The organism is Enterobacter sp. NFIX59 (assembly GCF_900113755.1).
GTDB classification, from domain to species: domain Bacteria; phylum Pseudomonadota; class Gammaproteobacteria; order Enterobacterales; family Enterobacteriaceae; genus Enterobacter; species Enterobacter pseudoroggenkampii.
In genome coordinates this window covers 21,357-35,578 of sequence record NZ_FOQN01000002.1, presented here as the reverse complement: position 1 = coordinate 35,578, position 14,222 = coordinate 21,357, and the positions used below count along the sequence as shown (strand labels likewise).

General features: G+C 51.6%; 15 protein-coding genes, 1 other RNA gene and 1 pseudogene. 7 read left to right on the top strand and 10 right to left on the bottom strand.

The window, feature by feature from the left end; genetic code table 11:
• Positions 1–258 precede the first annotated feature (258 nt).
• Positions 259–594: a FlxA-like family protein gene (locus BM007_RS08905; RefSeq protein WP_032937991.1), complete on the top strand. Its 336-nt coding sequence runs from the start codon at positions 259–261 to the stop codon at positions 592–594.
• Positions 595–838: 244 nt separating this feature from the next.
• Here the strand turns inward: BM007_RS08905 and BM007_RS08900 are convergent, their stop codons facing one another.
• Together BM007_RS08900 and BM007_RS08895 are read right to left on the bottom strand one after the other, a co-directional pair.
• Positions 839–1,306, bottom strand: coding sequence for a DMT family transporter (locus BM007_RS08900; RefSeq protein ID WP_032937984.1), 468 nt, complete (start codon positions 1,304–1,306; stop codon positions 839–841).
• A gap of 14 nt (positions 1,307–1,320) precedes the next feature.
• Positions 1,321–2,721: an amidohydrolase family protein gene (locus BM007_RS08895; protein ID WP_032937983.1), complete on the bottom strand. Its 1,401-nt coding sequence runs from the start codon at positions 2,719–2,721 to the stop codon at positions 1,321–1,323.
• Positions 2,722–2,865: 144 nt separating this feature from the next.
• Between BM007_RS08895 and BM007_RS08890 the strand changes: the two genes are divergently transcribed.
• Positions 2,866–3,756 carry a LysR family transcriptional regulator gene (locus BM007_RS08890; protein WP_032937982.1) on the top strand — a complete coding sequence of 297 codons (891 nt, stop codon included), beginning with the start codon at positions 2,866–2,868 and terminating at the stop codon, positions 3,754–3,756.
• Between the two features lie 141 nt (positions 3,757–3,897).
• On the opposite strand, the gene BM007_RS08885 is transcribed toward BM007_RS08890, so the two are convergent.
• Together BM007_RS08885 and BM007_RS08880 are read right to left on the bottom strand one after the other, a co-directional pair.
• Positions 3,898–4,479: an NAD(P)H-dependent oxidoreductase gene (locus tag BM007_RS08885; RefSeq protein ID WP_032937979.1), complete on the bottom strand. Its 582-nt coding sequence runs from the start codon at positions 4,477–4,479 to the stop codon at positions 3,898–3,900.
• Between the two features lie 71 nt (positions 4,480–4,550).
• Complete coding sequence (locus BM007_RS08880; protein WP_032937978.1) at positions 4,551–5,741, bottom strand: MFS transporter; 1,191 nt, start codon at positions 5,739–5,741, stop codon at positions 4,551–4,553.
• 86 nt (positions 5,742–5,827) lie between these two features.
• On the opposite strand from BM007_RS08880, the pseudogene BM007_RS23545 reads away from it, so the two are divergent.
• Positions 5,828–6,046, top strand: a pseudogene (locus BM007_RS23545) (AraC family transcriptional regulator); the annotation flags it as partial.
• 84 nt (positions 6,047–6,130) lie between these two features.
• Positions 6,131–6,622: a helix-turn-helix domain-containing protein gene (locus tag BM007_RS23400; RefSeq protein ID WP_223226961.1), complete on the top strand. Its 492-nt coding sequence runs from the start codon at positions 6,131–6,133 to the stop codon at positions 6,620–6,622.
• A gap of 399 nt (positions 6,623–7,021) precedes the next feature.
• Here BM007_RS23400 and BM007_RS08870 read toward each other — a convergent pair whose 3' ends face one another.
• From BM007_RS08870 to smpB, 3 genes are all read right to left on the bottom strand, one after another.
• On the bottom strand, positions 7,022–8,263 hold the full coding sequence (locus tag BM007_RS08870; RefSeq protein ID WP_039077571.1) for an integrase: 1,242 nt from the start codon (positions 8,261–8,263) through the stop codon (positions 7,022–7,024).
• A 204-nt stretch (positions 8,264–8,467) separates the two neighbouring features.
• Positions 8,468–8,831, bottom strand: a transfer-messenger RNA (tmRNA) gene (ssrA, locus tag BM007_RS08865).
• A gap of 89 nt (positions 8,832–8,920) precedes the next feature.
• A complete protein-coding gene (smpB, locus tag BM007_RS08860; RefSeq protein ID WP_024908331.1) occupies positions 8,921–9,403 on the bottom strand; it encodes an SsrA-binding protein SmpB in 483 nt (160 codons plus the stop codon).
• A 156-nt stretch (positions 9,404–9,559) separates the two neighbouring features.
• On the opposite strand from smpB, the gene BM007_RS08855 reads away from it, so the two are divergent.
• Both BM007_RS08855 and BM007_RS08850 read left to right on the top strand, forming a co-directional pair.
• The gene (locus BM007_RS08855) at positions 9,560–9,997 is read left to right on the top strand and encodes a type II toxin-antitoxin system RatA family toxin (RefSeq protein WP_024908332.1); all 438 of its coding nucleotides are present in this window, start codon (positions 9,560–9,562) and stop codon (positions 9,995–9,997) included.
• Positions 9,987–10,274, top strand: coding sequence for an RnfH family protein (locus tag BM007_RS08850; RefSeq protein WP_023308884.1), 288 nt, complete (start codon positions 9,987–9,989; stop codon positions 10,272–10,274). The genes BM007_RS08855 and BM007_RS08850 overlap by 11 nt, the downstream gene beginning before the upstream one ends.
• Before the next feature lie 103 nt (positions 10,275–10,377).
• Here the strand turns inward: BM007_RS08850 and bamE are convergent, their stop codons facing one another.
• From bamE to nadK, 3 genes are all read right to left on the bottom strand, one after another.
• On the bottom strand, positions 10,378–10,716 hold the full coding sequence (gene bamE / locus BM007_RS08845; RefSeq protein ID WP_023308883.1) for an outer membrane protein assembly factor BamE: 339 nt from the start codon (positions 10,714–10,716) through the stop codon (positions 10,378–10,380).
• A gap of 138 nt (positions 10,717–10,854) precedes the next feature.
• Complete coding sequence (recN, locus tag BM007_RS08835; protein ID WP_090418274.1) at positions 10,855–12,516, bottom strand: DNA repair protein RecN; 1,662 nt, start codon at positions 12,514–12,516, stop codon at positions 10,855–10,857.
• A gap of 85 nt (positions 12,517–12,601) precedes the next feature.
• Complete coding sequence (nadK, locus tag BM007_RS08830; RefSeq protein WP_008502500.1) at positions 12,602–13,480, bottom strand: NAD(+) kinase; 879 nt, start codon at positions 13,478–13,480, stop codon at positions 12,602–12,604.
• A gap of 122 nt (positions 13,481–13,602) precedes the next feature.
• On the opposite strand from nadK, the gene grpE reads away from it, so the two are divergent.
• On the top strand, positions 13,603–14,196 hold the full coding sequence (gene grpE, locus BM007_RS08825) for a nucleotide exchange factor GrpE (protein WP_032646909.1): 594 nt from the start codon (positions 13,603–13,605) through the stop codon (positions 14,194–14,196).
• Positions 14,197–14,222 lie beyond the last annotated feature (26 nt).

Below are 14,222 nucleotides of genomic sequence, written 5' to 3'. Positions count from 1 at the left end.
GAACCATCATCTTTACTCCGCGCCTTATGTTTCGCCAGACTGGTAAAAGAAGTCGAATTCGCTAACTCAGCTATGGGGAAGCTCAAAGTTGAAACAGAGTTTAATCTTGAGGGTTTTCTTTAGCCAACAGTGATAGTTAATGCAAGAGAAGACAGTGAGCATTACGCGAGAGGGTTTTGGAAAAAGTATTTTAATTAAAAAAATTAAAGCACCCTGTTTTTAATGCCGATTAAATTCATTTAACGGAGGAAATTATCTATGTCAATCACGATTCAAACCAACTCAAATTTAACAGCGCTCAGCAATCACCAGCCAAAAGAGAGTTCGCGTACAGCGCAGATCATGGCACAAATCCAGCAGCTAACCGAGAGGCTCGGCAAGATTTCTTCTGAAAAAGGGATGACAACAGAGCAGAAGAAAGAGATGGCTGAACTGATCCAAAAGCAAATTGAAAGCCTGGAAGCCGAACTGGAACAGTTACTAAGGAAGCAGACTGATAATAAGTCGGAGAAAAAAGGAAATGAACATATGGTACAGGCAGATGAAAATCAGACAAAAGATAATAACAACAATATGATTGACATCTATGTCTAATTTTTGGTTTTGCATGGCCCTTTAAGGGCCATTCTTCCTTTTCCTCATTTCAACACTTTCATTGGAAAAAACTTCCACTTCAGACAGGACACTTTCCCGGAAAATTTCTTACATCAGCAGATACTGTAAACAAGTTAGTTCTTCAGGGGATAAATATAAATGCGAGGCATACATTAACGATAAGGACGTCTGCACCAGTACAAACGTCCGCCATGAGATGGATCACTCATTCATTAAGTTAATGCTAAAAACGCTCAGAAAGCCGATCACCGAAAAGCATGATGGCAAGCCCGACGAGCATGACCAGCATTCCGCCCAGCTTGAGTAGCGAAACCGGTCGCCTTATGGCACCCAGCAGGCCAAAATGATCAATCATCTGAGATGAGAGTAACTGTCCGACAATCGCCAGCCCGAGCAGAGCTGAGAAACCGATTTTTGGTGCCAGCACCACATAGCTAAACAATGCACCGGCTCCGATCAGTCCGCCTGCCAGGCTCCACAGTGGCTGGGAAGGAATTGCCGCAAGCGAGGTGAATAATCCCCCGCGCAGCAGCGAGTAGATCCCCAGCGTAAATGCCCCGGCAGAGAAGGAAAACAACGCGGCGGTGACCGAATCGCCTCCCAGGCCTCGTGCAAGCTGACTGTTCAGGGTTGTCTGCAGGGTGATCCCGAGGCCCGCGGCAAAAGCGATTAGGTAATAAATCATGCTCATGCGTTTTATCCCTGTCAGTGCGCCTGTTCCAGAGGCAGGAAGGTTTCTGCAAACATGTCAGGTTTATACCCGGCGGCTGCAAACAGATGTTCACGCGATTCATCAATCGCTGCATGGAGGCGTGCTCTGTCGACGCCCACGACCATGCCGTTCTGTTTAACAATGCGCCCGCCAATCATGACGGTATCAATATTGCTGCGTTCTGTCGCATGTACCACCGTGCCAAAGGCATTCCCGTTAGGATAGAGGTTAATGTCGCCGGCATTGATCAGGATCAGGTCAGCCTGTTTACCTGGCGTCAGGCTGCCGACTTTATCCTGCAGCCCGGCACAGTAAGCGCCATCGACGGTTGCAGCCTTGAGAAGCTGCGCTGCCGGAAGCATTGTCAGCGAATACTCTGTGCCGCGGCAGTGCTGTCGCTTATGCATGCCCATCACACGCTGCAGGTAAAATGCCACGCGCATCTCCATGAACATGTCGGTGCTGTAGGACGTTTCATTATCGACGCTCAGACCCGGCGTGATACCGTGACGTTGTGCTGCCTCAATAGCAAACATGCCGTCTTCAATACCATAGTGCGCATCAGATCGCGGACAGACGTTCACCCGAACACCGGCTTCGCGCAGGATTTTCCATCCTTCGTCAGGGAGCGCAGTGCAATGATTAAAGATATTGTCCGGTCCCAGCAGCCCCTGTTGATGCAGTGACCGAAGTTCAGCCCCCATTTCCGCACCGAAGAATTCAGTGACGATAGGCAGCCCAAGCCGGCGGGCCTCGGCCCACAATTCGGGCTCGAGCTGAGCCATTACCGCAAGAGACACGAGACTTTCAGGGTTATTCCGGAAATACTTCTCCTGCAGCCGCTGCCAGTTACCCGGCCAGTGCGCTCTGTCCCAGTCACCTGACACCGGCGCACCTGAAGCGTGGATGGCGCGAATACCAGCGTCGAGCAATGCCTCCACTGCTGCGTCTGAATGTGCAGCAGTGCGGCTGTTATGGGAGTTATCAATGATTGTCGTGATACCTGCGTCGATAGCACCCAGCGCGGTCAGCAGGTTACCCACATAGATATCGGAGGGGCGATAGTATTTTGCAAACGAGAAGTGCGTGGCGTTGCTGTAGTCGTCCAGACAGGTGGCGTTCGGGTTGATGCGGCGCAGTTGCCCTTCCCATGAGTGGCGATGAGAATCTACCATCCCAGGCATAGCAATCATGTTCGTGGCATCGATGACATGGGCACCCTCTGCGTTCAGGTACTGACCCACGGCGGTAATGGTTGCGCCCGTGATAAGAATATCACCTCGCTCAAAGTTGCCGACATTCTCATCCATGCTCAGTATGGTCGCGCCACGGATCAGCGTCGCCGATGGGGTTACGGTCTGATTATTCATAATGTTTCTGGCGTAATTCGTCATTTAAACAGTCTCTTTCCTGGTCAATAGGAAAACGATACGTCACTCAATTAATACGAAAAAGATGCTTAACGTGTTTTCATAATTCAATATTTACGAATAATAGTAACTACAACAGACAGACCAGAGATGCTCAGGAGCAGTAAAATGGATCGTATTCAGGCAATGCAGATCTTTATGCGGGTGGCTGAGGGCGGCAGTTTTGTGCGGGCGGCGGAAACGCTGTTACTGCCGTCCTCAACGGTAACAAGTTCGATCAAGAGCCTCGAGAACTACCTGCAGGTACGCCTACTCAACCGTACGACCAGACGGGTAAGCCTAACGCCAGAAGGACTCCACTATCTTGCACAATGCCGGGAAATACTCTCATTAATCGAGCATACGGAATCCAGTCTGACGGATTCCGTCAAACGGCCGCAGGGACGGTTACGCGTCGATATGCCCGGTGGTATCGCCAATTTCATCGTCATGCCCAGGCTGAAAGACTTTTACCAACGTTATCCGGATATCTATCTGATGATTGGGGTGAGCGACCGTCAGGTCGATCTTGTTCAGGAGGGGGTTGACTGTGTGATAAGAACGGGTGAGCTGATTAATTCCACGCTTGTTGCTCGCCCGCTGGGACGGTTACGCTGGGTGACATGTGCCTCTCCGGACTATCTGAAGGAATACGGCATTCCCCGGTCTCCTGAAGACTTATCTCAGCATCGTGCAATTCACTATTTTTCTGGACAGCCCCGTCGTAACGACGAATTGCGTTTGATGAAGGGGTCCGAGACGATTTCCGTATCTGTCAGCGGACAAGGGGCCGTTAACGAAACAGGACTGTATATTAAAATGTGTCTTGAGGGGTTCGGGCTGGCTCAGCTTGCCGAGAATATTGTTTCTGAGCATCTGCAGCAAGGCACGCTGGTCGAAGTGATGTCCGACTGGCAACCACCGTCAGTTCCGGTCGCTTTGCTTTATCCTCATCAGCGCTTTCTTTCTCCTGCAGTACGCGCGTTTGCTGACTGGGTATCCGGGCTTTTCCCGAAGTGATGGCAGGAGGACAGGCACGCCGTATCTGAAAGAAGCATTTTGCTGAATGAGATTAGGTACGAACTGTCGGATAACGTTAACATGCGCCTGACCCCGAACGACTATAGCCCGGCCCTGAAAAACGCCGGGCTATATCATTGTTCAGGAAAAGGTTGCTATCAGATGATCGCTGAAGCGGCGGATTTCATTTTCCACATCCGGCGATTTGACCACGTCATTTGTGATAAAGGTTGGGAGTGATCTCATACCGAGGAACTGATTGGCCTTATGAAGATGCAGGTATAATCCGTCCACGCCGACACCCTCAAAAAACTGCTCCGGATCGTTAAAAGCTTCCAGTGGGGCATTCCAGGTCAGGGATAGCATGTATTTTTTGTTCTGAAGAAGACCACCCGAACCGTATTTTTTTGAGCCATCAGAACGCGTACGACCATCACTTTCATACAAAGAACCATGACCTTCGGTAAAGACTTCATCGATCCATTTTTTTACCGTCCATGGCTCACCCATCCACCATCCCGGCATCTGATATATCAGAATATCACTGTTAAGAATCTTAGAGATTTCGTTCTGTGGATCAAAATTACTGTCTGCCCTGGTAACGGATATCGTGTGTCCGAGATGGCTCAGCACCTCATTTGCGGTGTTGACATAAAGTTCGTTTAGCTCACCTCTGGCAAAGTTAAAACTTTTAGCGCCATTGATAATAAGGATGTTACTCATAGAAATACTGCCTTTTAATGATGTTAGATTCTTGATTTAAAGATTTTTCCAACTGAAGCCTGCTCTCAGAGTCAGCCTGCTGAAGTGGCAGGTTTCAGGTAGACGTTTCGACCTGCAGCCAGCCCGGTTAAGGCGCCGGCTACCGTAATTACAGCCGTCATCAGCAGGGGAATGGTCCAGCCACCGGACCAGTCATGGACCTTACCCAGCAAAAGGGGACCCATTGCAGCCATAAGATAGCCCACGCACTGCGCCATGCCTGACAGTGCTGCAGCATCGCTTGCATTTGTTGTACGTAACCCGACAAAGGTCAGACCCAGCATCATGCTGGCACCGCAGCCGAATCCCAGAATGGCAGCCCACAACATCGACAGGCCCGGTGCGTACAGTATTCCTATAAGAGATATTCCCGAAAGCAAACTGACAACAACAGCCGCCATTTTCTGGTCCTTCAGACGACGCAGCGTAGCCGCCAGCATGAGTCCAGGAATTGCGGTAGTGAACTGCAGCATCCCGTGTACGGCTCCGGCTTTTTCAGGTGAAATCCCATTATCCGTCAGAATGGCTGGCAGCCAGCCCACCGCAACATAAAACGGCATTGCATTCAGTCCCATAAACAGCGTGACCTGCCATGCCAGAGCTGATGTCCAGACGGATACCCCCGTGGTTTGAGTTGGACCTGAGAGCGTATGCTTATGGTGATTGCTCAGTTGTGGGAACCAAAAAGCCAGGGCAAGCACAGGCGCTATCACTAGCAGGGCAAGCGCACTGTCCCAGCCCCATTGCTGGGAAAGTGGAATGATAATGGCGGAGCCTACGGCACCTGCGGCTCCCATTGTGATGGAATATGCGCCCGTCAATGATGCGACGTTTCCGGCAAAGTCACGCTTGATAAGGCCAGGCAACAGGACATTCCCCAGCGCGATACCGGTGCCTATGAGCATCGTTCCGATGTATAGCGCCCACATACTGCCTGCTGAACGTAGCAGAATACCTGCAGAAATCACTATCAGCGCGCCGAACAGTGTACGTTCCAGACCAAATTTTCGGGCAATAATCGCACTCACCGGTGAAAACACTGCAAAGGCAAATAACGGTAATGAGTTAAGCCATCCTACGGACGTTACACTCAGTTGAAAGTGTTCCTGAATGATCTTTAACACCGGTGCTATTGAAGTAAAGGGAACTCGCAGGTTAACGGCGATAAAAAGAATTCCCGTCACAAGGGCGGCAGTGCGCCACTTGTTTGTGATACATGACATATTTCTGACTTTCTCTGAAAAAAGAGAGACTTTAAGATACAGACCGTTTACAAGATATAGATAATCAGACAACATATTTCTAAAATATGCCAAAACATAAAAAAGTAGTTTCGTCGCCCGATGAATTTGACGCTGACATCTTTCTGCAGCCAGCGGTTGCCCTTCACGCTGCACCGGCGCAAGAGTATTCCGGCATAATGCCGCATGCGCACCGGAAGGGTCAGCTTATCCTGTCCTTGCATGGTGCAGTGAGTTGTGAAGTTCAAAATGCTCTGTGGCTTGTCCCTCCCCGACATGCCGTCTGGATACCCGGAAATACGCCTCACCGGTGCCGTGTAACAAATAATGCCCGAACCTGTTTTCTGTTTATAGAACCCGGGGCGGCCGTCATGCCCGAAACATGTTGTACGATTGCCATGACGTCTCTTGTTCGGGAACTTATTCTTTATCTTGCCGAGCAGGAACCCACTTATTCCGCTGGCAGTAAGACGGCCAGGCTGGCTGCTGTGCTCCTTGAACAATTGCCGGACGCACCGGTTGAAGCACTCCACCTTGCAATATCCGACCATCCTAAAATCAGGCAAATGGCTGAAATGCTTTTTGCGGATCCGGGGGACAGGACGACTTTACAGCAGTGGGCTTCCCGCCTTGCAACCAGTGAACGGTCGTTGGCCAGAATGGTGCAGTCAGAGACGGGAATGAGCTTCGGACGCTGGCGGCAACAGTTACATTTGATGATTGCCCTGAATGAGTTGGCTGAAGGCAAATCGGTGCAGAACGTCGCTGGCGCTCTGGGCTATGACTCGGTGAGTGCCTTCATTACCATGTTCAGAAAAGCCTTAGGTAAATCGCCTACACAGTATTTTGCTTCGCTGAATTAAGTTTTACCGTCAGGCTTAAGTTTGACGGTTACGCAATAACTTCGACAAATGAGAAATGATCGTAACTTAATCCATAAGCAGTGAAATTAACCGGAATGTCCGCTCCTCGCTCAAAGCAGACTGTCAGATTTGATTGTGTGCTGCCAGTGAAAATCGTCAGGTCAAGTCTGAGCTAGCACACATAAGGAAACTCTACAGGATCATAGGGTTGCGCTGCAAGATCCGTGATGGCTTGTTCTATTTCTACGGGGTTCATTTGCTAACAACTCTCCATTGGCATGTGACCGTCCTGCTGCTATCGATGTGCAGTGAACTTATGTCATGTCCTAAGTTTTCTTGGAAATTTTTGACAATAAGTTTATCAGAATAGAACTTGGCGCTATAGCGGATTCTGCCCAGTCATCCCACTAAACGTATTCCTTTCATCCCGCCATCAATGATACTTCCACAATCTGCAGCCATTACAAAATCAGCCCACCATTGCATCATTGGGCGACGCTGTTCCAGGTAATCGCTGCGGTTATAAGCACGTCGAACCTCATTCTTATCCACATGAGCAAGTGCTGCCTCAATAACATCAGGCGGAAAGCCTTGTTCATTAAGTGCAGTACTGGCAATTGATCGCAGACCGTGCGATACGAGCACTCCACCAAAACCTGCACGTTTTAGTGATGCGTTAACGGTTTGGCTATTCATGGGCTGGTTGGGCTTGATACGGCTAGGGAATATAAATTCTCGATTTCCACTTAACGGCTTCATCATCTCCAGTATCGCAATTGCTTCATCTGACAATGGAACAGTATGGTCACGGTTCATCTTCATACGTGATGCAGGGATCTTCCATTCTCGCGCTTCCATGTCTACCTCTTCCCAACGGGCTTCGGCCGCTTCGGCAGGGCGGGTTATGGTAAGAAGCTGCCACATGAACAGGCATCGGGTTGAAAGACTAATGCTGGCCGTACGCATCGTCTGCATCAGTTGAGGTAGCTGATCCGGCCGAATACTGGGCATATTTTTCTTCTGTGGTTTCTCAAATGCCTTGCCAATGTTGACACTGGGCACAGCATCTATCAGGCCTGTGTTCTGGGCATATATCATGACCTCATTAATGCGTTGGCACAGGCGACGAACGGTTTCCAGTGCTCCTCTGGCCTGAACCGGTTGGACGGCCTGAACCAGTGTGTGAGCTTTAATATCTGTAACGCTAACGTCGCCAATTGCAGGAAAGATATCTCTTTCAAGAGAGCGCCAGATATCGTCGGCATAGTCCTTGGTTACGCTGGCTTTCTTCACATTCCACCAACGTTCAGCCACGAGTTGGAAAGTATTGGTTTTGGCTTCCAGCGAACTGCGCAATTGTTCTTGCTGATGTTCCTGCGGATCGATTTGTTTTACCAAGAGAGAGCGAGACTCTGCCCGGTAGTTTCTAGCATCGGCAAGGGTAACTGACGGGTAGGGGCCGATGCTCTTCTTCGCTCGTTTCTTAGTAACAGGGCGAATGTAGCGAAACTGCCAAATTTTACTCCCGCTGGGTTTGATGAGTAGCTCAAGGCCATCACCATCATAGAGAACGTAGTCCGCTTCTTTGGGTTTGGCTGATTCGATCTCTTTAACGGATAGAGGTTTGGTTTGTCTTGCCATTGCCGGGTTTCCATAGTTTTAGGCACCTCAAAAACAATAAAGCTTTATGAGGTGCCTAACAAGGTGCCTAAAAGGTTCGGATTTAATTAGTTGGCATCAGACTTCGCTGGACAAATTCAAGGCACAAAAAAACCCGCAGGGCTTGTGCCATGCGGGCTTTCAGGACTTCATCGGATGACTCTGGTAATCACCGATGGAGAATTTTGGTGGAGCTGGCGGGAGTTGAACCCGCGTCCGAAATTTCTACATCCTCGGTACTACATGCTTAGTTTGTCTTTACATTCGCACGCCAGCTGCGGACAGACACGCCACTAACGAACTAGCCTGATTAGTTTTAACGCTTCAACCCCAGGCAGGGCTTCCACGCGATCTCTTTTGGGTTTGACCTCTCTTTGATCCCCGTCTTAAGAGCGGAAGCTAGGGAGAGAGGGCTCAGAGCAGGTTATTAAGCTGCTAAAGCGTAGTTTTCGTCGTTTGCGACTATTTTTTTGCGGCTTTTAACGAGGCAAACCGCCCCTCGGCATGCACCTTGGGTTTCGCAAATCCCGTCGAATCCAGAATCAGCCCCAATAGTGTTGAACTGAGTATACCAGATTTCACTTCCTGGATACCAGCCCGGAACGCTAACTTATTGAGTAGTACAATAAGTGTGCAGAATCAACGTCCTGCGTTTTTCATGATGCGCGCTTTGTCGAGCTGCCATTCGCGCTCTTTCAGGTCAGTACGTTTGTCGTGCTGTTTTTTACCCTTCGCGACGCCAATTTTCACTTTGCACCAGGCGTTTTTCCAGTACAGCGACAGGGCGACCACGGTGAAACCTTCACGGTTGATGCGTCCGTAGAGGGATTCCAGCTCACGCTTGTTCAGCAGCAGCTTGCGGGTGCGCGTAGGGTCACACACGTAGTGTGAGGAGGCGACGGTCAGCGGCGTAAAGTTCGCGCCGAACAGGAAGGCTTCGCCATCTTTCAGGATCACGTAGCTATCGCCGATGTTGGCTTTCCCGGCGCGCAGCGATTTTACTTCCCAGCCCTGCAACGCAAGGCCAGCTTCGAATTCTTCTTCAATGAAATACTCGTGGCGAGCACGCTTGTTGAGCGCAATGGTCGCCGAGCCTGGTTTATGTGCTTTTTTCTTCGTCATAAGTGTCGTAAAGCCGTCGGTAATCTGATTTCAAAAAGTCACCTCATTGCGTCCTGTGAGGTCTAACGCGCTATCTTAGCACGAGATGAGGCTTAGCGTTTTTTTAACAGGTGATAAATGTTATTATTTGTCCGTTGTGTGACCATGGGAAATGCTATGCCTCAGATTAGCCGTACTGCGCTTGTGCCTTACAGCGCGGAACAGATGTATCAGTTAGTGAACGATGTTCAGTCTTATCCAGAATTTATTCCGGGATGCACCGGGAGCCGCGTTCTGGAGTCCGGCCCGACGCAGATGACCGCGGCGGTGGATGTCTCCAAAGCGGGGATCAGCAAGACGTTCACCACCCGCAATACGCTGACCAGCAATCAGAGTATTTTGATGCATCTGGTGGATGGTCCGTTCAAAACCCTGATGGGGGGCTGGAAGTTTACGCCGCTGAGCGCTGACGCCTGCCGCATTGAGTTCCAGCTGGACTTTGAATTTACCAATAAGCTGATTGAGCTGGCGTTTGGCCGCATCTTTAAAGAGCTGGCGTCGAATATGGTTCAGGCGTTCACCACCCGCGCCAAAGAGGTTTACAGTGTCGCATAAGATTGCTGTAGAAGTGGTGTACGCGCTGCCGGAGAAGCAGTATCTGCAGCGCGTGACGCTGGAAGAGGGGGCAACCGTTGAGGCGGCTATCCGCGCGTCCGGCATCCTTGAGCTTCGCAGCGATATCGACCTGGCGAAAAATAAGGTCGGAATTTACAGCCGTCCGGTAAAGCTGGGTGATGTGCTGAAAGAGGGCGATCGGGTGGAGATTTATCGTCCGCTGATTGCCGACCCGAAAGAGCTGCGTCGTCAGCGTGCGGAGAAGGCGGGTAAGTAGCGTGTTTTCCCCTCACCCTGACCCTCTCCCCAAAGGGGCGAGGGGATAAAAGAAATACAAAAAAGGTGCTCAATGAGCACCTTTTTGCATTTCTGACTTCTGATTATTTGGTCAGGGCAGGCTTGTTGTCGATGTTGGTCAACACACCGGCGCTGCTGAAGGTCAGCGTAAGGGTCTGCTGGGTCGCATCTTCGTGGCCCGGCTTCTGACGGAATACATAGAACCAGGTGTTAGTGCCGAACGGATCGGACATCATCGGGGTTCCCAGTGTATAAGCGACCTGCTGTTGTGTCATCCCCACGCGGATTTTGGACACATCGTTAGGGGTAAGGTAGTTCCCCTGGTTGATGTCAGGACGGTAAACCACTTTCTCCAGAGTGGAACAGCCTGCGGTCAACATCAGAAGAACCGCTGCGGCAGCGGTCAGCATTTTACAACGCATAGTGATTTGATTCCTTTTCGGGCCCGAGCAGAACGCGGCTCATATGTAATATGCCGATGATAATAGACCTTGCCCCACTTTGAAACCGGTCTGGCGGCGTTTTTGTTGTTCTGTATGACCCTGAGATCCCGAAAAAGTTTATGCCGCCAGCAGTTCTTTCGCGTTCGCGAGCGTGTTACGCGTGACTTCGCTGCCGCCGAGCAGGCGTGCCAGCTCCTGCAGGCGCGCACGTTTATCCAGTGGCTTCATGTGCGTTTCGGTCATTTCACCGTCGGTTTCTTTACTGACGATAAAGTGATGATGACCACAGCCCGCGACCTGCGGCAGGTGGGTGACACACATCACCTGCGTTGATTCGCCGAGCTGGCGCAGCAGTTTACCCACCACCGCCGCCGTTGGGCCGCTGATGCCGACATCCACTTCATCGAAAATCAGCGCCGGGGTGTCCATTTTACGCGCGGTAATCACCTGAATTGCCAGCGCAATACGCGACAGTTCACCGCCGGAGGCCACTTTGGAGATAGCCTGCAGCGGCTGCCCCGGGTTGGTAGTGACGCGGAACTCGATGCGGTCCGCACCTTCCGCCGTCAGGTGATTCTCTTCAAAGCGGACATCAATGGTGAATACACCGTGCGGCATCGCCAGCGTGTGCATGCTGTCGGTGATGTGCTGGCTTAGCTCCTGGGCGTAATGCTGACGGATTTCATGCAGCTTTTGCGCTGTCGCCAGGGCCTGTTCATGGTGAAGGTTCACCGCCAGAGAAAGGGTTTCCTGCGAATCAGCCTGATCGTCAAGCTGCTGCTGCTCTTCCAGCAGAGACTGATAGTAGCCCGGCAGCTCTTCCGGCGTAACGTGGTGCTTGCGCGCCAGTGAAATCTGACGGGAGATACGCTGCTCCAGCTCAAACAGACGGTTCGGGTCGAGATCCAGACGTTCACAGTAGTGGCGCAGTTCGTCACTGGCTTCGGAGATCTGAATAGCCGCTTCCTCCAGCATATCCAGGACGCCTGAAAGCTTGCTGTCCATGCCGACCAGTTCGGTAATCAACTGGCGGACGTTATACAGCTGTCCTTGCAGGTTCACGTCTTCGCCATCCGCCAGCAGGTTAAGCGCATTCTGGCTGGTTGAGAGCAGGTGACCGCTGTTCGCCAGGCGTTTGTACTCTTCGTCGATTTGCTCAAACTCACCCGGCTGTGGGTTGAATTCGTTCAGCTCTTTAAGCTGGTACGCCAGCAGCTCCGCACGTGCGGCGCGCTCCTGGCTTTGCTGCTGGTGCTGGGCGAGCTCGCGGCAGCTTTGATGCCACTGGCGATAGTGTTCCGCCATAAGCTGAGTAAGCGCGTACTCACCCGCATAGCCATCCAGCAGCGCTTTCTGTTGTTCGGGTTTGACGAGTTGCTGGTGCGCATGCTGACCGTGGATCTGGATAAGCAGTTGGCCGAGTTCACGAAGCTGGGAAAGCGGAACCGCCGTGCCGTTGATAAAACCGCGGGAACGGCCGTCGCTGCTGATGACGCGGCGGAGTAAACACTCACGTCCATCTTCGAGCTGGTTCTGTTCCAGCCAGCGCTGGGCGGCAGGGGTGTCTTTCAGGGAGAAACGGGCGCACAGGTCGGCACGGTTGGCGCCCATGCGCACCATATCGCCCTCTGCGCGGCCGCCAAGGCACAAGCCGAGGGCATCAATGGCAATGGATTTACCTGCACCGGTTTCCCCGGTGATCGCCGTCATGCCGCTGTGGAAATCGATCTCAAGCTCACGAACAATGGCAAAGTTGCTGATGGTCAGTTGTGCCAGCATAATTGTTTTCCTGTATGAAAAACCATAACTGTGTTTTCATACAGTATAAACTGGTTTTTTATACAGTAAAGTACTGGATGCAGAATCAGAACAATTTTTTTGACCAGCCAAGCTTCGAGCTTAATGTGTTGAAATAGCTGTAATCTTTCGGATGAATCAGATTCAGGTGGTAATCACACCGGCGAATAAGCACATCTTCACCTTCCTGGATCGGCAGCGCTATCTGGCTGTCGCAGCTGATCTCCAGGTCGTTACGGCGGTGCGAGAAGCGCAGACGGATCGTGCTGTCGCCGTTGATGACCAGCGGGCGGGCGGAGAGCGTGTGCGGGAACATCGGCACCAGGGTAATGGCATCCAATGAGGGCGTCAGAATCGGGCCGCCGGCAGAAAGCGAGTAGGCGGTTGAGCCGGTCGGGGTGGAGATAATCAGCCCGTCAGAACGCTGGGAGAAGGCAAAGATCTCGTCGATATAAACTTCGAACTCGATCATGTGCGCCACTTTACCGGGGTGAAGGACCACCTCGTTAATCGCGGTGCTGATGCGCTTCTGGCAGTCCTGCTGGCACACCTGCGCTTCCAGTAAAAAGCGTTTTTCACTGATATAGTGGCCTTCCAGCACGTCGGCCAGCTGCTGCTGCGCATTGTCCGGGTCAAGGTCGGTTAAAAAGCCGAGATTGCCACGGTTGATGCCGATGACCTTAATGTCATAACGCGCCAGCGTGCGGGCCGCGCCGAGCATGTTGCCGTCGCCGCCCACCACCACGGCGAGATCGGCCTGTTGGCCTATTTCCGCCAGCGTGCCGGTTTTGACGCTTTTGAGCTGCAGCTCCTGAGCAATCTGCTGCTCGACCATCACTTCATAGCCTTTGCTACACAACCAGCGATACAACATTTCATGTGTCGTTAGTGCGGTAGGGTGACGCGGATGCCCGACGATCCCAATACACCTGAAATGATTATTCATTTTCTGGAGGTCCTTGTGCCTGATGAATGATGACAATCTGTCTTGTTCCCTTGAATCCCGGAAACTGATCCCCATAATAAGCGAAGTTAGCGAGATGAATGCAGAAAAACGCGGAGAAATTCATGAGTAGTAAAGAACAGAAAACGCCTGAGGGGCAAGCCCCTGAAGAAATTATCACGGAACAGCACGATGAAGTTGAGGCTGTAGAGCCAGACGCATCTGCTGAGCAGGTGGACCCGCGCGATGAAAAAATTGCGAATCTGGAAGCCCAGCTGGTAGAAGCACAGAATCGCGAACGCGATGGTGTTCTGCGCATCAAGGCAGAAATGGAAAACCTGCGTCGCCGTACCGAGCAGGACGTTGAGAAGGCGCATAAATTTGCGCTGGAGAAATTCGTCAACGAACTGCTGCCGGTAATCGATAGCCTCGATCGCGCGCTGGAAGTGGCTGACAAAGCTAATCCGGACAACGCGGCAATGATCGAAGGTATCGAACTGACGCTGAAATCCATGCTCGACGTGGTGCGTAAGTTTGGCGTGGAAGTAATTGCCGATACCGACGTTCCGCTGGATCCAAACGTTCACCAGGCGATTGCGATGGTTGAATCTGAAGAGATTGAAGCCGGTAAAGTGCTGGGCGTAATGCAGAAAGGTTACACCCTGAACGGCCGTACCATTCGCGCGGCGATGGTGACCGTGGCGAAAGCGAAAGCGTAATTTAGCCATCCGTAGTGCCGGGTGGC